The sequence below is a fragment of the Rhizobium sp. NZLR8 genome (assembly GCF_019685025.1).
Lineage (GTDB): Bacteria > Pseudomonadota > Alphaproteobacteria > Rhizobiales > Rhizobiaceae > Rhizobium.
In genome coordinates, this window is record NZ_JABDVY010000005.1 from 182,777 (window position 1) to 198,458 (window position 15,682).

16 protein-coding genes are annotated in these 15,682 nt (G+C 60.1%); 12 read left to right on the forward strand and 4 right to left on the reverse strand.

The features are described 5' to 3' along the window. The first annotated feature begins 2 nt into the window (after positions 1–2). The 5 genes from mtgA (at position 3) to HJB89_RS13905 (ending at position 3,320) form a co-directional block, all read left to right on the forward strand. Positions 3–740: a monofunctional biosynthetic peptidoglycan transglycosylase gene (gene mtgA, locus HJB89_RS13885; protein ID WP_221150085.1), complete on the forward strand. Its 738-nt coding sequence runs from the start codon at positions 3–5 to the stop codon at positions 738–740. Positions 741–939: 199 nt separating this feature from the next. After that, positions 940–1,662 (forward strand): DUF1868 domain-containing protein, encoded by a 723-nt coding sequence (locus HJB89_RS13890; protein ID WP_207582230.1) that lies wholly within the window; start codon positions 940–942, stop codon positions 1,660–1,662. Between the two features lie 13 nt (positions 1,663–1,675). Continuing rightward, complete coding sequence (locus HJB89_RS13895) at positions 1,676–2,323, forward strand: glutathione S-transferase family protein (protein WP_207582229.1); 648 nt, start codon at positions 1,676–1,678, stop codon at positions 2,321–2,323. Positions 2,324–2,477: 154 nt separating this feature from the next. Then, on the forward strand, positions 2,478–2,663 hold the full coding sequence (rpmF, locus tag HJB89_RS13900) for a 50S ribosomal protein L32 (protein ID WP_003543812.1): 186 nt from the start codon (positions 2,478–2,480) through the stop codon (positions 2,661–2,663). 249 nt (positions 2,664–2,912) lie between these two features. After that, the gene (locus HJB89_RS13905) at positions 2,913–3,320 is read left to right on the forward strand and encodes a hypothetical protein (RefSeq protein WP_164007425.1); all 408 of its coding nucleotides are present in this window, start codon (positions 2,913–2,915) and stop codon (positions 3,318–3,320) included. On the opposite strand, the gene phaR is transcribed toward HJB89_RS13905, so the two are convergent. Beyond that, a complete protein-coding gene (gene phaR, locus HJB89_RS13910; RefSeq protein WP_007632334.1) occupies positions 3,315–3,887 on the reverse strand; it encodes a polyhydroxyalkanoate synthesis repressor PhaR in 573 nt (190 codons plus the stop codon). The two genes, HJB89_RS13905 and phaR, sit on opposite strands and share 6 nt — an antisense overlap. A gap of 238 nt (positions 3,888–4,125) precedes the next feature. On the opposite strand from phaR, the gene HJB89_RS13915 reads away from it, so the two are divergent. Both HJB89_RS13915 and HJB89_RS13920 read left to right on the forward strand, forming a co-directional pair. Continuing rightward, the gene (locus tag HJB89_RS13915; RefSeq protein WP_207582228.1) at positions 4,126–5,307 is read left to right on the forward strand and encodes an acetyl-CoA C-acetyltransferase; all 1,182 of its coding nucleotides are present in this window, start codon (positions 4,126–4,128) and stop codon (positions 5,305–5,307) included. A gap of 71 nt (positions 5,308–5,378) precedes the next feature. Then, a complete protein-coding gene (locus tag HJB89_RS13920) occupies positions 5,379–6,104 on the forward strand; it encodes a beta-ketoacyl-ACP reductase (protein WP_164007429.1) in 726 nt (241 codons plus the stop codon). A 195-nt stretch (positions 6,105–6,299) separates the two neighbouring features. Here the strand turns inward: HJB89_RS13920 and HJB89_RS13925 are convergent, their stop codons facing one another. Both HJB89_RS13925 and HJB89_RS13930 read right to left on the reverse strand, forming a co-directional pair. Further along, entirely contained in the window at positions 6,300–6,554 is a 255-nt protein-coding gene (locus HJB89_RS13925) for a YMGG-like glycine zipper-containing protein (protein ID WP_018071981.1), read from the reverse strand. 27 nt (positions 6,555–6,581) lie between these two features. Then, on the reverse strand, positions 6,582–6,737 hold the full coding sequence (locus HJB89_RS13930) for a DUF3309 family protein (RefSeq protein ID WP_007632343.1): 156 nt from the start codon (positions 6,735–6,737) through the stop codon (positions 6,582–6,584). 794 nt (positions 6,738–7,531) lie between these two features. Here HJB89_RS13930 and HJB89_RS13935 point away from each other — a divergent pair. The 5 genes from HJB89_RS13935 to HJB89_RS13955 all read left to right on the forward strand — a co-directional run bounded on the left by HJB89_RS13935 (position 7,532) and on the right by HJB89_RS13955 (position 13,921). Then, positions 7,532–10,774, forward strand: a complete 3,243-nt coding sequence (locus HJB89_RS13935; protein WP_207582226.1) for a helicase-related protein — start codon at positions 7,532–7,534, stop codon at positions 10,772–10,774. A 2-nt stretch (positions 10,775–10,776) separates the two neighbouring features. Further along, entirely contained in the window at positions 10,777–11,181 is a 405-nt protein-coding gene (locus HJB89_RS13940) for an RNA-binding S4 domain-containing protein (protein WP_207582225.1), read from the forward strand. Positions 11,182–11,374: 193 nt separating this feature from the next. Continuing rightward, positions 11,375–11,713, forward strand: a complete 339-nt coding sequence (fdxA, locus tag HJB89_RS13945; protein WP_003543777.1) for a ferredoxin FdxA — start codon at positions 11,375–11,377, stop codon at positions 11,711–11,713. Between the two features lie 394 nt (positions 11,714–12,107). Next, positions 12,108–12,680: a CarD family transcriptional regulator gene (locus tag HJB89_RS13950; RefSeq protein ID WP_207582224.1), complete on the forward strand. Its 573-nt coding sequence runs from the start codon at positions 12,108–12,110 to the stop codon at positions 12,678–12,680. 377 nt (positions 12,681–13,057) lie between these two features. After that, a complete protein-coding gene (locus tag HJB89_RS13955; protein ID WP_164007435.1) occupies positions 13,058–13,921 on the forward strand; it encodes an RNA polymerase factor sigma-32 in 864 nt (287 codons plus the stop codon). A 57-nt stretch (positions 13,922–13,978) separates the two neighbouring features. On the opposite strand, the gene HJB89_RS13960 is transcribed toward HJB89_RS13955, so the two are convergent. Then, complete coding sequence (locus tag HJB89_RS13960; RefSeq protein WP_207582223.1) at positions 13,979–15,523, reverse strand: M48 family metalloprotease; 1,545 nt, start codon at positions 15,521–15,523, stop codon at positions 13,979–13,981. Positions 15,524–15,682: the final 159 nt, after the last annotated feature.

A 15,682-nucleotide genomic window follows, 5' to 3' on the forward strand; every position in this document is an offset into this window, starting at 1 on the left:
CATTGGATATAGCGCCGGAGAGAGAGGACAGCGTCGACATGCCGGCTCGTCGGCAATGGTTCGGAGACCGGCGTCTATTGAAACGCATTGTTCTTTCCGTGCTGATCGTGCTGATCCTTCCCTATGCCCTGATCTTTTTCTATCTGCTGCCGTTCATTCACCCGGTCTCGACGTTGATGCTGCGCGATCTCGTGCTGCTGCGCGGTTACGATAGGCAATGGGTGTCGCTTGATGACGTCGCCCCGGCTCTGGTGCAGTCGGTGATGATGTCAGAGGACGGGCAATATTGCTTTCACGGCGGCGTCGACTGGGCGGAAATGCGGATGCTGGTCGGGGATACGCTGAAAGGTCAGGCGACGCGCGGCGGCAGCACCATCCCGATGCAGACGGCTAAGAACCTCTTTCTCTGGAACGGCCGCTCCTTCGTGCGCAAGGCGATGGAGCTTCCGCTCGCTGTCTCCACGGATTTCGTCCTGTCGAAACGGCGGCTGATGGAAATCTATCTGAACATCGCCGAATGGGGTCCCGGCATTTACGGCATCGAGGCTGCGGCCCAGCATCATTTCAAGGTGCCGGCGTCGAAACTGACGCGACGCCAGGCATCGCTGCTTGCCGTTTCATTGCCGAACCCGATCGACCGCAATGCCGGCAAACCAGGACGAGGCCTTCGTCGGCTTGCCGGCGTGATCGAGAGGCGCGCACAGGGCTCGGCCGATTACATCAAGTGCATCTATAGGTGAGATCGGAGCTTATGGTTACAGCGCCGCGCGTCCTTCAGACGCGTACAAGGGCGCTTTAAAGCCTTGAATTGCTGCATAAGATTGTCCTTGAATCGATCACGCTTTAAGGAATTATGCAGGAGAAGGACCAAACGTCATCTGACATTCTTGGTTCTGCCATATGGGCGAATGCAGTCCAACTGGAGCCCCTGAGTCGCCCATGACCATTACGACGCTTTCGCAAGAGCTTCTCTGTTACTCGAAGACACGCAATCCGAACCCGCCTGCGCACCTCGGCAGCCGCTATCGCAAGGTCGGCGGTTTTCTGCCGGAAGCCGGCAATACCATCGTCTGCCATCTCGACACGGGCTCGCAGACGCAGGCGGCGTTGATCGAGGCGCGTGAGAGATATCTGGCGATGCCCGAAGCGTCACAGTTCCTGTTCACGCCGATCTCCAGCCTTCACATGACGCTGTTCGAAGGCATCATCGAGACCAGGCGCCGGCAGGATTGCTGGCCGGGCGATCTCCCTCTCGAGACGCCGATAGACGACATGACGGAACTGCTGGCTGCCAGGCTTGAGGGTTTTTCGATGGCCGAGCCCTTCAAGGTGGAGATCGTCGAAGCTCGCCCGTCGGGCCTGCTCGTCGACGGGGTGACGGAGAACGACCGCAAGGTCATGCGCGCCTGGCGCAACGCGTTTGCTGATCTTCTGGGCTACCGCCAGCCGAACCAGGAGGACTACAAGTTCCACGTGACCTTCGCCTATGCGATCGAACGGCTGGAGGATGAAGCCTTGCCGCGCTGGCAGGCAATGCTCGACGAGGTCGCCGACGATATCCGCCGCAAGGCCCCTGTTTTAGAACTGGCACCGCCGGCATTCTGCGTGTTCGAAGACATGAACCATTTCCACGAATTGCTGATTTTCGATTTCGACGCCTGAACGGGAGAGGCCCATGGCTAGACCGACGCTCTACATCGCCAACAAGAATTATTCCTCCTGGTCGTTCCGACCCTGGATGGCGCTGACGGGCGTCGGCATCGATTTCGAGGAGGTGCTGATCCCTTTCGACGACGCGGGCGGCAATCCGAATATCAAGGCGGTCTCTCCGACCGGGCGCGTGCCGCTTCTGCAGCATGGCGCATTGAAGGTCTGGGAATCGCTGGCGATCATCGAATATGCCGCCGAGCTTTATCCGGACGCCGGTCTTCTGCCCGCGGATCGTGCCCAGCGGGCGCTCGCCCGTTCGGTTTCGATGGAAATGCTCTCAAGCTTCCGGGCTCTGCGCGGCGCCTGCCCGATGAATATCCGCCGGCCGAAGGCCAGGATCGCGCTGCCGGATGGGGTCGAGGCCGACATCAGCCGCATCGAGACGATCTGGCGGGATCTGTTGCAGCAATCCGGCGGGCCGTTTCTCTTCGGCGCGTTCGGGGCCGCGGATGCGATGTTTGCGCCTGTCGTCAACCGGTTCGAGATCTATGACCTGGTCAGCGGGGACGACACGCTGGCCTATATGGCGACCATGAAGGCGCATCCGGCCTGGCGCAAATGGGAAGAGGCAGCCCGCGCCGAGGCTTGGATCGTGCCGGAAGACGAAGTCTGATACGGAATCATCGGCTTCGCAAAAAATACGCATGGGGACTGGTCAAGGCCACCCCTTGCATGTATAAGCGCGCGAAATTCCGAAATCGCGACATGTCCGTTTCGGCCGCCGGTGTGGCCGTGGGAATGTTTTGCCCGCAAGTGGAGTAAGAGAAATGGCTGTACCGAAGAGAAAAACAAGCCCGTCCAAGCGCGGTATGCGCCGTTCGGCAGACGCCCTTAAGGCTCCGACCTACGTCGAAGACAAGAACTCCGGCGAACTGCGCCGCCCGCACCATATCGACCTGAAGACCGGCATGTATCGCGGCCGCCAGGTTCTGACGCCGAAGGAAAGCGCATAATTTCCGATCCGGCTTGTCCGATCGAAGTTGCAAGGCCGGCCTCAAGCCGGCCTTTTGCTTTTCGGCGATATGATATTTGCAATGACTTGCAGTGTGGCAGCGGTTTGCGGCAGTATTCTTCCAGCCCGCTACAGCGCCGTGCGTCTTTTCAGGCGCGCAAAGGACGCTGTAGCACTTTGAATCGACGCAATATGCTTTGCGAAAATCGAATCTGATTTGCGCAAAGCATATTGCGCTGGGAGATTGCCGATGATCGCCGCCATGCCTCTGATGATTATCCCGTTTATTCTCTACAATCTGGCGATGCTGGGCCTGATGGGCGATGGCGGCATTCCGGCCCTGCAGCATGATATCATCGTGCTGTCGATGATCTCGGGCGCGATATGGAGCATGGCGCTCGGCGATCTCATTATCGTCATAGCGCTTGTCGTGCTGTTCTTCGAAATCCTGAAGGCAACCAGAACCGGGCCTGGCAACCTTATCAACCACATGCTGTCGATGCTGGTTTTCATCGCCTTCCTGGTCGAGTTTCTACTCGTCCGGGACGCTGCGACGCAGGTATTCTTCATTTTGATGACGATCGCTTTGATCGATGTGATCGGCGGCTTTGCCGTCTCGATCCGGAGCGCCGGGCGAGATGTTTCTATCGGCTTATAGGTTGTCGAGCTTGTTCTGAAGGGCGCGGAGCTGTTCCTTCAGCTCATCGATATCCTTAGCCTCGGCCTTGCGGCTTTCCTTGGCGGGTGGCGTCATGAAGGGCGAGAACATCTGCATGGCCTGCTGAAACAGCTCGGTGTTGCGGCGAACCTGGTCCTCGACCATCTGCATCGGCAGTTGCAGGTTCTTGCCGAGAGGTGTTTCGCCCAAGGCGCGGTTCACCTGCTCGCGCATCTGAGACTGCTGTTCGGCGAAGGCGCGCATCGAATGTTCGAGAAAGCTCGGCACGACCATCTGCATCTGGTCGCCGTAATAGGTGATGAGCTGGCGCAGGAAGGAGATCGGGAGCAAGGTGTTGCCGGTCTTCGATTCCTGTTCGAAGATGATCTGGGTCAGCACCGAATGGGTGATGTCATCTCCGCTTTTTGCATCCTGGACGGTAAAATCTTCGCCCTTCTTCACCATCTCCGCCAGGTCTTCCAGCGTGACGTAAGTGCTGGTGCCCGTATTGTATAGCCGGCGATTGGCGTATTTCTTGATTACGATCTGACCCTCATGCTTCGCCATATCAGTCTCCTGGACCCCCGTCTGAATTATGGATATTCCTCCACTTCAGACTGTAAACGCAAAAGAAGGCCGGTGACAATCTCTTTGTGCGATGCGGCAAACCTTTAACAGAGCAGATGAATCGGGCTTTCGCAGGCTCTGCCGAAAAATGACCGCAGCCGGTCTTCGCGTTTGACTTGCGCTCCAAGCTTTGCCAGTTTCCTCTTATGTAAGTGAGACGAAAACGAGGAGCGTCCCCATGAGCAATTCATCCATCGTCATCGCCAGCGCAGGTCGAACAGCAGTCGGCTCGTTCAACGGCGCTTTCGCAACGGTTCCCGCGCATGAGCTCGGGGCGGCCGTCATCAAGGGTGCGCTCGCGCGCGCCGGCGTCGATGCCGGCGAAGTGGATGAGGTGATCCTCGGCCAGGTTCTCGCTGCCGGGGAGGGCCAGAACCCGGCTCGCCAGGCGGCGATTAAGGCCGGAATTCCGAATGAAGCGACGGCCTGGGGCGTCAATCAGCTCTGCGGTTCGGGTCTGCGCGCCGTCGCGCTCGGCATGCAACAGATCGCCAACGGCGACGCCAAGATCATCGTTGCCGGCGGCCAGGAATCCATGTCGATGGCGCCGCATGCCATGCATTTGCGCGGCGGCGTCAAGATGGGCGACGCGAAGATGATCGACACGATGATCAAGGACGGCCTGACCGATGCCTTCCATGGCTACCACATGGGGATCACCGCCGAAAATGTCGCGCGTCAGTGGCAGCTTTCGCGCGACGAGCAGGATCGGTTCGCCGTCGCCTCGCAGAACAAGGCGGAGGCGGCGCAGAAGGCCGGCCGCTTTGCCGACGAGATCATCCCCTACATCATCCAGACGCGTAAGGGCGACGTTACGGTCGATGCCGACGAATATATCCGCCACGGCGCTACGCTGGAGGCGATGGGCAAGCTGCGCCCGGCCTTCGATAAGGAGGGCACCGTTACGGCCGCGAATGCGTCCGGCCTCAATGACGGTGCGGCCGCAGCGGTGCTGATGAGCGAAGCGGAGGCGGTCCGGCGCGGCATCCAGCCGCTCGCCCGCATCGTTTCCTGGGCAACGGCGGGCGTCGATCCGCAGATCATGGGCACTGGCCCGATCCCGGCTTCCCGCAAGGCGCTCGAAAAGGCCGGCTGGTCGGTCGGCGATCTCGATCTCGTCGAGGCCAATGAGGCTTTTGCAGCGCAAGCCTGCGCCGTCACCAAGGATCTCGGATGGGATCCTGCGATCGTCAACGTCAACGGCGGGGCGATCGCCATCGGCCATCCGATCGGCGCTTCCGGCGCGCGCGTTCTCAATACGCTGTTGTTCGAAATGAAGCGCCGCGGCGCCAAGAAGGGCCTTGCAACTCTTTGCATCGGCGGCGGCATGGGCGTCGCCATGTGCTTCGAAGCGCTTTAAAGTAGCATACGATCCGTCATTGATTGAAAATCTCGCCACAAGGCGGGGCAAAAACAAAAAGGGAGCGGAACATGAGCAGAGTGGCTGTGGTCACCGGGGGTACGCGTGGAATCGGCGCGGCCATATCCATGGCGTTGAAAAATGCCGGATACAGGGTTGCTGCCAATTATGCCGGCAACGACGAGAAGGCCAAAGCCTTCCATGACGTTACCGGCGTCCCGGTGTTCAAATGGGATGTTTCGGATTACCTCGCTTGCGGCGAGGGGATTGCCAGGATCGAAAGCGAGATCGGGCCGGTCGAAATCCTCGTCAACAATGCCGGCATTACCCGTGACGCGATGTTCCACAAGATGACGCCGCAGCAATGGCACGAGGTGATCAATACCAACCTCACCGGTCTGTTCAACATGACGCATCAGGTCTGGACCGGCATGCGCGACCGCAGCTTCGGCCGGATCGTCAACATCTCCTCGATCAACGGCCAGAAAGGCCAGATGGGTCAGGTGAATTATTCGGCAGCCAAGGCGGGCGATCTTGGCTTCACCAAGGCGCTGGCCCAGGAAGGCGCGGCCAAGAACATCACCGTCAACGCCATCTGTCCCGGTTATATCGGAACGGAAATGGTGCTTGCCGTGCCGGAAAAGGTGCTGAACGAACGCATCATCCCGCAGATCCCCGTCGGCCGTCTCGGCGAGCCGGAAGAGATCGCGCGATGCGTCACCTTCCTCGCCTCCGACGATGCCGGCTTCATCACAGGTTCGACGCTGACGGCCAATGGCGGGCAGTTCTTCGCCTAAAGTACATCTCGCAAAACTGTATTGTCGTTTGCGATTACGACATGCGTGACTTTCCGAGTAGATCAGCGGTGGATTGAAGCAAGAGCGCGTCCCGTCGGATGCGCTCTTGCTTATTTCATGCCCCATGCCCGCGCGAGCAGCAAAGAAAAACGGGCGCCGAAGCGCCCGTTGGGAGTCCGATATGCTTTTTGCCGATCAGCAACGGGCCTCGTAGCGGCGGCCGTAACGGTCGCGATAGACGCAGTAGCCGCGGCGTTCGACCGAGTGGCCGATGAGAGCGCCGGTCAGACCGCCGGCAACGGCGCCGACCGCAGCACCACCCCAGCTGTTGGTGACAACACCGCCGATGACCGCACCGGTGCCGGCGCCGATCGCGGTACCTTGCTCGGTCGCTGTGCAGGATGCCAGAGCGCCAACGAGCGCACCAATAAGAACAATCTTCTTCATCATGTCGTAACTCCCCAGGTTTGTTGGCCTTTAGACGCGGCCCATGAGTACAAGAATAATGATAATCACGAGAACTAGCCCCAAACCGCCGGAAGGTCCATAGCCCCAGCCACGGCTATAACCCCAATTCGGCAAGGCTCCGATCAAGAGCAGAATGAGGATAACAAGAAGTATTGTGCCAAGCATGGTGTGTTTCCTTCATTTCATCGGCAATTTGAATGGACGAGAAACACGTATTGGCGATTTTTGTTCCCGGTTAAGCCAGGAAATGTCATGCGTCCTGACCTCCGCCTATCGGAAATTTGCTCGTATGGTTAAAAAGGCGTTTAAATACAATATGTTGCGGTGAACAAAGCGAGAAAGTCCCGATGTCGCCGATTCGTCAGCGATTCGTTCCGTTTTTGATCGGTGCGCCGCCATTGACCATCCCGAGTTAACCGCATCTGAATCCGCCTTGCTAAAGCTTAACGCCAACACGACGAGGCGGAACGGGACATCCGCTACCGATCCGCATCTAGCGCGCCGATTGAAATCCGGCCACCAGATATTGCCGTGAACAGAAGGCGAAACCAATACAGTCGGCGATTCGTCGCCGATTTGTTCGGGCTTTGGTCGACAGGTTAATTACGGGCGCAATTTTCGATTGTTCGTCGCAGGACAGACTCGTCTTCTACGACAGCGAAATACAAAAGGGGAGGGAGTCCAGCGATTCAGCATCTAGTGGGAAAAACTGATTCAAAATCAATACTTAGCCGTGAACAAAAGCTGAATCAGCGCGAGTCAGCGATTCGTCGCTGATTCGTTCTCACGCTGTTCCGAATCGGAAATTCGGGTGTTCCGCAAGACTCGCAAAGGTCGTAATCCCAGAAGCAATTTGAAATCTGCCCTTGCGTTTGCGGTGACAGCTGTCCATGTGTTCTCTAGCTTCCATGAGAAGCCGAGATTTTCCTGGGGGCGCCCGCCCTCATTTGCATGGACCCATGATTCTGACTTCGCAGCCGACTATTCTGAGTGGACGCGGTGTGACCGCGGTGCTCGGGCCGACCAATACCGGCAAGACCCATTATGCCATCGAGCGCATGGTCGCGCATGGGAGCGGCGTGATCGGCCTGCCGCTCAGGCTGCTGGCGCGCGAGGTCTATACGCGGGTGGTGGAGAAGGTCGGCGTCCAGAATGTGGCGCTGGTTACCGGCGAGGAAAAGATTTCGCCGCCCAATGCGCGTTTTTCGGTCTGCACCGTTGAGGCGATGCCGCGCGAGACCAAGGCCGCCTTCGTCGCGATCGACGAGGTGCAGCTCGCCGGCGATCTCGAACGCGGCCATATCTTCACCGACCGCATCCTGCATCTTCGCGGCCGTGAGGAAACGCTGCTGCTCGGCGCGGCGACGATGCGGCCGATCCTGCTGCAGCTTCTGCCCGGCATCAATATCGTCGAGCGGCCGCGGCTTTCGCATCTTTTTTACGCCGGGCAGAAGAAAATCACTCGGTTGCCGCAGCGCTCGGCCATCGTTGCCTTCTCGGCCGACGAGGTCTATGCCATCGCCGAGCTCATACGCCGGCAGCGCGGCGGTGCGGCCGTCGTGCTTGGCGCGCTCAGCCCGCGCACCCGCAACGCGCAGGTGGCACTTTATCAGGCGGGCGATGTCGAATATCTGGTGGCGACCGATGCGATCGGCATGGGCCTCAACCTCGATGTCGATCACGTTGCCTTCGCCCAGGACCGGAAATTCGACGGCTACCAGTTCCGCAATCTCAATCCGGGTGAACTCGGTCAGGTCGCTGGGCGCGCCGGGCGGCACGTGCGAGACGGTACCTTCGGCGTCACCGGACAGGTTTCGCCGTTCGACGAAGAGCTGGTGCAGCGCATCGAGGGGCATGAATTCGACAACGTCAAGGTTTTGCAGTGGCGGACGACCGAGATGGACTTCTCCTCGATTCCATCGCTGCGCGCCAGCCTCGAGGCAGGGCCGCGCGTGCCGGGGCTGACGCGGGCGCTGCCTGCGGTCGACCAGCAGGCGCTCGAACAGCTTTCGCGCTACCCCGAGATCGTCGGTCTTGCCGACAGGCCTGCCCGCGTCGAAAAACTCTGGGAGGCTTGCGCGCTTCCCGACTATAGGCGTATCACCCCGGCACAACATGCCGATCTTATCTCGACCCTCTTTTCCGATCTCGTCCGCTATGGCACGGTGAACGAGCAGTTTCTCGCGGAGCAGGTTCATCGCTCCGATCGGACAGATGGGGAAATTGACACGCTTTCGGCGCGAATCGCGCAGATAAGAACCTGGACCTATGTTTCGAATCGGCCGGGTTGGCTTGCCGATCCGACACACTGGCAGGAAAAGACGCGGGAAATCGAAGATCGATTGTCCGACGCGTTACATGAAAGGTTGACGAAACGCTTTGTTGATCGCAGGACATCTGTGCTCATGAAGCGCCTGAGAGAGAATGCGATGCTGGAAGCTGAAATCAGTGTGAATGGCGATGTCTTCGTTGAAGGACATCATGTAGGGCAATTGAGCGGATTCCGTTTCACGCCGGTGACGGGAACGGACGGGCCGGACGCCAAGGCGGTTCAGGCTGCGTCGCAGAAAGCGCTCGCGCTCGAATTCGAGGCCCGTGCGGCTCGAATCCATGCCGCGGGCAACAGCGACCTAGCGATCGGCTCGGATGGGTTGATCCGTTGGATCGGCGACCCGGTGGCGCGGCTTTCGGGCAGCGATCACATCATGCGTCCGCGCGTGATTCTGTTGGCCGACGAGCAGTTGACGGGCAATGCCCGCGATCATGTCGCCGCCCGGATCGAGCGCTTCGTCAATCATCATATTAGCACGGTGCTGAAGCCGCTCGATGATCTGTCGCGCGCCGAGGACCTGCAGGGTCTTGCCAAGGGGCTGGCCTTCCAGCTCGTGGAGAATCTCGGCGTGCTGTTCCGCCGCGACGTGACCGAGGAAGTGAAGTCACTCGACCAGGAGGCGCGAGCCTCCATGCGCCGTTACGGCGTGCGTTTCGGGGCTTATCATATTTTCGTTCCGGCACTTCTGAAGCCGGCGCCGGCCGAGCTCATCACCCTGCTCTGGGCGCTGAAGAACGACGGTTTGGACAAACCGGGCTACGGCGATCTCATTCCGGTGCTTGCCGCCGGCCGTACCTCCGTCGTCACCGATCCGAGTTTCGAGCGGATGTTCTACAAGCTTGCCGGCTTCCGGTTCCTCGGCAAGCGTGCCGTGCGCATCGACATCCTCGAACGGCTTGCCGATATCATCCGTCCGCTGCTCCAGTGGAAGCCGGGTCAGAACAACCGTCCGGAAGGCGCCTATGACGGCCGCCGCTTCACGACGACGACAGCCATGCTGTCGATCCTCGGTGCGACGCTCGAAGACATGGAAGAAATCCTCAAGGGCCTCGGTTATCGCGCCGATGCCGTGAAGGCGGAAGAGGCATCGGCACATCTTGCGACGCAGGATGCGGTTTCGGCACCGGCTGCCGCCGCCGAAACGCCCGCGGACGAGGCGGAAAAGGCCGATCACGACGACGCCGACGGGGCAGCGGACGAGATTGCCGCCGAGCCATCGGCAACCGAGGCGGTTTCGGCTGACGTCGACACGGCTGTGGCAGAAGCGGTCGAAACCCCCGCTCCTGATGAAGCGATCGAGACGTCCGCTCTGGCGGAAGCCTCCGTTCCCACAGATGCGGCTTCCGCGTCTGTGGAAGCGGTATTGACTCCCGAGGAAGCGGCATCCGCTTCCGGGGAAGCCGGCGAGCCGGCGGAACCGAAGCCGGTTCTTCTGTGGCGCCTCGGCGGCCGCAACGACAATCAGCGCCAGGCGCGCGGCGGGCATGGCGAACGCCGTGGCGGCCAGGGCCAGGAGCGCGGTCAGAACCAGGAGCGCGGCGACCGCAATCGCCGGCCGGGCGGTGGTGAAGGCGGCGAAAGCCGCGACAACAATCGTCAAAACCGCGGCAAGGACGGCGGCAATCGCGATGGCGGCCGGCCGCAGCAGGCAAGAGGCGATCGCAACCAACCACGGGGCGACCAGCCGCGCAGCGACCGGCAGGACCGCAAGGATCGCGGCGAGCGAAATGACCGCAACGATCGCAACAACAATCGCGGCGGTTCGCAGCCGTTGCGCTTCGAGGCCAAGCCGCCGCGCAAGGAAAAGCCGATCGATCCGGATTCACCTTTCGCCAAGCTCGCGGCTCTCAAGGAGCAGATGAAGAAGTAGTCATGAGCGGGGAGACCCAGCCGACAAGCGGTTCGCGCCAGCGCATCGATAAGTGGCTGTTCTTCGCGCGCATGGCGAAGTCGCGCTCGCTGGCGCAGAGCCACATCCAATCGGGCCACGTGCGCATCAACGGCGAGCGCTGCAAGCATCCGAGCCAGATGGTCAAGCCGGGCGACCGTATCGAGATGACGCTGGAGCGGCGCGATCTCGTTCTTCTCGTGCGCCTCGCCGGCGAGCGGCGAGGGCCCTACGAGGAGGCACGACTGCTTTACGAAGACCTGTCGCCGCCGCCCGATGAGGCAAAACGTCTCACGCCCTACGAGCAGGCGATCCGGGCGACCGGCACCGGCCGTCCGACCAAAAAGGAAAGACGGGCAATCGACAGGCTGATGTCGGACGAGGATTAGAAAACTCTGTCTGCGGCGGCGGCTTCTGCAGGTCGTTTATCCTTGAAATCCGGCGTTAAAGCCGATACGTCACTGACAACCTGCCGGAAGCGTGCTTGCCTCCCAAGCCTGCCCACGATTTTCCTCCGGCACGGGGATAGGCGCGACGTTCCAGGTTGCCCGGCCCCATTCGCATGGAATCCTGGAGTTCTTCATGACCTATGTCGTGACCGACAATTGCATCAAGTGCAAATACACCGATTGCGTGGAAGTCTGCCCTGTCGACTGCTTCTACGAGGGCGAGAATTTCCTCGTCATCCATCCTGACGAATGCATCGATTGCGGCGTCTGCGAGCCTGAATGTCCCGCCGAGGCAATCAAGCCCGACACCGAGCCGGGCCTCGACAAATGGCTGAAGATCAATACCGAATATGCCACCATCTGGCCGAACATCACGGTCAAGAAGGACCCATTGCCCGAGGCCAAGGACATGGATGGCGAGACCGGAAAGTTCGAGAAATATTTCTCCGAGAAACCCGGTTCCGGCGATTGAGACGGCGGCCATATTCGGTCGCCGGATTCGGGCGGCCGCGGGGCGAAACGTTTTAAAAGCTGCGGGAGGCATATGGGTGACATGTGTTGCCCGCATGACTCAAGCGAAGCAAATTATTGATTTCCTCATATTTTTATGATAGGTTTTGGCTACTGTTCCATTTGTGGCATGACGCATGCCCAAAACCATCACGAAAGCAAAACCAATCCGCACGCGGTTTCCGTGACATATCAACGCTTTGAGCGCCGGGTCCCAAGATCGTGCGCAAGAAGTTCTTTGCTTTTGCCCGATGGGACCAGAGTGAAGTCACCCGACGGATACTACCGTCTCACCCGGGCCTGACTGACCCGGCTCCGGCCGCCGCCGGGAGCGTAACAGGGAGTTTTTGAATAGAATGACGACTCAGCAGAAAAAGCCTTCCATCGCACGCCATGGCTTCAAGACCGGTGAATCGATCGTCTACCCCGCTCACGGCGTCGGTACCATCACCGCTATCGAAGAGCAAGAAGTTGCCGGCATGAAGCTCGAACTTTTCGTTATCGATTTCGAAAAGGACAAGATGCGGCTGAAGGTTCCGGTCGCCAAGGCGATGAGCATCGGCATGCGCAAGCTTTCGGAAACGGATTTCGTCGAGCGTGCATTGAAGGTCGTGCAGGGTAAAGCGCGCGTCAAGCGCACCATGTGGTCGCGCCGTGCCCAGGAATATGATGCCAAGATCAATTCCGGCGACCTGATTTCCATCGCTGAAGTCGTGCGCGATCTCTATCGTGCCGAAAACCAGCCCGAACAGTCCTATTCCGAGCGTCAGCTTTATGAGGCTGCGCTCGACCGCATGGCGCGCGAAATCGCCGCCGTCAACAAGATGTCGGAAACTGAAGCCGTCCGCCTGGTCGAGACCAATCTCAACAAGGGTCCGAAACGCGGCAAGGCGATAGAAGAAGACGACTCACAGGACGAAGCCGCATAAGGCGACCCTGTTTTTCCCCTATCAAAAAACCCGGCTTGCGCCGGGTTTTTTTTGGAACTTTTTTTCGACTGCCGCGTTTAACACACGTAATTGCGGACTGCTCGCAGGGCAATGGGCCTCGACGGGCGAACTGTCATTCCGTCAATGTTCGATGAGGAGCGGATCATGCCTTTTCAATATTGCCCATCCGGCAACGTGAAGAAACAGGTCCGGCCCGGCCGTCTTAACGGTACATGATGAGAAATAGGGCCTCCCCCTGAAAAGTCCAGGGGCGAGGCCTTCATGTATTCAGAACCCCATTCAGTCCGGACAGCGATGTTCCGCAAGGTGCGTTTTATTGTTCATTTAGGGCGAGAGGCCTGTTTCAGGAGATCGAAATGAAGAACATGTCTGCAGATCGGCGCATGATCAAAATCGCGATGGCCGCCCCCTATCTCGCCCGTCAGGAAGAGCACGATCTCGCCATTCGTTGGAAGGATCACGATGATCGCGGCGCGCGCAACCAGATCGCCATGGCCCATATGCGCCTCGTCATATCCATGGCGGGTAAGTTCCGCAATTTCGGCCTGCCGATGAGCGATCTCGTGCAGGAGGGCTATGTCGGCCTTCTGGAGGCTGCCGCTCGCTTCGAGCCGGAACGCGACGTACGTTTTTCCACTTATGCGAGCTGGTGGATCAGGGCTTCGATCCAGGATTATATCCTGCGCAACTGGTCGATCGTGCGCGGCGGCACGAGTTCGGCACAGAAGGCGCTTTTCTTCAATCTGCGTCGTCTGCGCGCCAAGCTCGCCAAGGGTGACACGCAGCTGACTCTGCAATCCATTCACCAGGAAATCGCCGCGGCGCTCGGCGTCAGCCTCTCCGATGTGCAGACCATGGACGCCAGGCTTTCCGGCAATGATGCCTCGCTGCAGGCGCCTTCGGTCTCCGGCGATGCCGAGAGTGCGGAGAAGATGGACTTCCTCGTCAGCGATGATCCCCTACCGGACGAGCAGGTTTCCAACATGATCGACGGAGAGCGGCGCCGCGTCTGGCTCGCCTCGGCGCTGACACATCTCAACGAACGCGAAATGAAGATCATCAGCGCCCGGCGTCTGGCGGAAGACGGTGCCACGCTCGAAGAACTCGGCGCCGATCTCGGCATTTCCAAGGAACGTGTGCGGCAGATCGAAAGCCGGGCGATGGAGAAGCTCCGCAGCGCGCTTGTCAGCGCCGATCCGCATATGGCGGCTTACGCCTGAACCGAAACTATTCCCTGCAGCAGCACAGACTGGCCCGGCGCAAGCCGGGCTATTTTTTTACTCGGCGATGATCTTGACGCGATCGCCTGGTGAAACGGCTGCACCCGTGGGCAGGGCGTTGATGAGTTTGAAGAGATCGAGCTTGCGGTCGGTACCCATCATGCGGGCGGCGAGCGTCGAGATGTTTTCACCCAGACGGACGGTGACGACGCGGATGCGCAGCGGCTTGAGCGAGGCTGCCTCTGCCGGCGTCATGCGTCGGAAACTCGCACGCAGGACATTGGCCGTTGGCTCAAGGGCGTCGCTGCCTTTCGGCACGGCGGTGAGGAAGCGGAAGATCTGCGAATTGTTGCGGATCACGGTGACATCGAAATCCCAGCGGTCGGCGCTTGCCCGCGCTGTGGCTGCTTCCATTCCGTTGATGGTGACCGGCTGGATGGTCGACGGGTCGAGGCCGGTCACCCAGCCGCTGGAGATATAGTTGGTGAGGCTCTGGTTCTGATTGTCGGCGACGCCGTCGAAGCGGACGGCGATGTCGTTCGGGCCGGTGGCCATTACGGCTTCGACCTTGTTGTCGATGTGGAAGTCCGGCGGCACGTCGAAGCGGATGCCGAGGCCGCCGTGCAGGAAGGTCTGGCCGCGCACGTAGCCTTCCTCAGGGCTGTCGCCATAGAGCAGGCCGTCGATGCCGTCGAGATAATAGTCGCGGCCCTTGTCCCCGACCGAACCCTCCTGGCCGAAGGCCCGGGCATGGGTGCGGGCAAGCTCGATGCGCTGCGCCGAATTCGGATGGCTCGACAGGAAGTCTAGGCTCTGGTCGGCTTCGGGATCGACCGACATGAAGCGACTGTAAGCCGCCATGGAATCGAGGAAACGCGCAGCGGAATAGGGGTCGTAGCCGGCTTCGCCAAGCATGCGCACGCCGATGACATCGGCCTGCAGTTCCTGCTGGCGTGAGAAGGCGGCGAGCCGCAGCTTGCCGCGGGCCAGCGCCTGCTTGCCGGCGATATCGCTGGAGAGAACCTCGGCGACGACGCGGCTGGCGATGACCTCAGCCTCCTCGCGCTTCTGCCGCTCGATGCCGTGGTTCGCCGTCACGTGGCCCATCTCGTGCGATAGCACGGCGGCAACTTCCGAAGCGTCGTTGGCAAGGGCAAGCAGGCCGCGGGTGACGTAGAGATAACCGCCGGGCAGCGCAAACGCGTTGATCGCCGGCGAATTCAGGATGGTAATGCGGTAGGATTGGCTCGGATTTTCCGACACCGCCGTCAGCGCGCCGGCGATGCGGGCGACGAGGCGCTCGGTCTTGGCGTCCTTGTATTCGCCGCCGTAGCTTGCGACGATGCGTGGATGCTCACGGGCGCCCATCGCCGCGCGCGGATCGTTCTTCTGCACCTCGTCGACGATCTGCGGATTGGAAGAAGGCGAGACGCTCGGCTGGTAGGATTGGTCGATCAGCGTTTGACAGCCATTCAGCGCCATTGCGACGGCCGAAAGCAGCATCAGGCGACGCGCGAAACGCCGCGGCGCGGAGATGGCATCACTGGAAAGCGCGGGCGATTTCCACGTCGTCAAGCTGTCCAGTCTGGTTCTCCGCATCATGTCGCTGTCTTGCCGGTTTGCCGCAGATTGGCACCGACCGTGGCAAGGGGAATTCAACAGGTGCGCACCCCTGATCTCGCGCTGCACAATCGGCCGATACAAGTCCTTGCTGTAGCTGATTTATGCATCGGTTGCATAGCGAGACTCTGTTTAAATGTG

What these genes read in the sequence shown, in the direction of transcription:
- HJB89_RS13890 (WP_207582230.1), top strand. Translation starts at nt 940, where the DNA reads ATGACCATTACGACGCTTTCGCAAGAGCTTCTCTGTTACTCGAAGACA.
- HJB89_RS13895 (WP_207582229.1), top strand. Translation starts at nt 1,676, where the DNA reads ATGGCTAGACCGACGCTCTACATCGCCAACAAGAATTATTCCTCCTGG.
- rpmF (WP_003543812.1), top strand. Translation starts at nt 2,478, where the DNA reads ATGGCTGTACCGAAGAGAAAAACAAGCCCGTCCAAGCGCGGTATGCGC.
- HJB89_RS13905 (WP_164007425.1), top strand. Translation starts at nt 2,913, where the DNA reads ATGATCGCCGCCATGCCTCTGATGATTATCCCGTTTATTCTCTACAAT.
- phaR (WP_007632334.1), bottom strand. Translation starts at nt 3,887, where the DNA reads ATGGCGAAGCATGAGGGTCAGATCGTAATCAAGAAATACGCCAATCGC.
- HJB89_RS13915 (WP_207582228.1), top strand. Translation starts at nt 4,126, where the DNA reads ATGAGCAATTCATCCATCGTCATCGCCAGCGCAGGTCGAACAGCAGTC.
- HJB89_RS13920 (WP_164007429.1), top strand. Translation starts at nt 5,379, where the DNA reads ATGAGCAGAGTGGCTGTGGTCACCGGGGGTACGCGTGGAATCGGCGCG.
- HJB89_RS13925 (WP_018071981.1), bottom strand. Translation starts at nt 6,554, where the DNA reads ATGATGAAGAAGATTGTTCTTATTGGTGCGCTCGTTGGCGCTCTGGCA.
- HJB89_RS13930 (WP_007632343.1), bottom strand. Translation starts at nt 6,737, where the DNA reads ATGCTTGGCACAATACTTCTTGTTATCCTCATTCTGCTCTTGATCGGA.
- HJB89_RS13935 (WP_207582226.1), top strand. Translation starts at nt 7,532, where the DNA reads ATGATTCTGACTTCGCAGCCGACTATTCTGAGTGGACGCGGTGTGACC.
- HJB89_RS13940 (WP_207582225.1), top strand. Translation starts at nt 10,777, where the DNA reads ATGAGCGGGGAGACCCAGCCGACAAGCGGTTCGCGCCAGCGCATCGAT.
- fdxA (WP_003543777.1), top strand. Translation starts at nt 11,375, where the DNA reads ATGACCTATGTCGTGACCGACAATTGCATCAAGTGCAAATACACCGAT.
- HJB89_RS13950 (WP_207582224.1), top strand. Translation starts at nt 12,108, where the DNA reads ATGACGACTCAGCAGAAAAAGCCTTCCATCGCACGCCATGGCTTCAAG.
- HJB89_RS13955 (WP_164007435.1), top strand. Translation starts at nt 13,058, where the DNA reads ATGAAGAACATGTCTGCAGATCGGCGCATGATCAAAATCGCGATGGCC.
- HJB89_RS13960 (WP_207582223.1), bottom strand. Translation starts at nt 15,523, where the DNA reads ATGATGCGGAGAACCAGACTGGACAGCTTGACGACGTGGAAATCGCCC.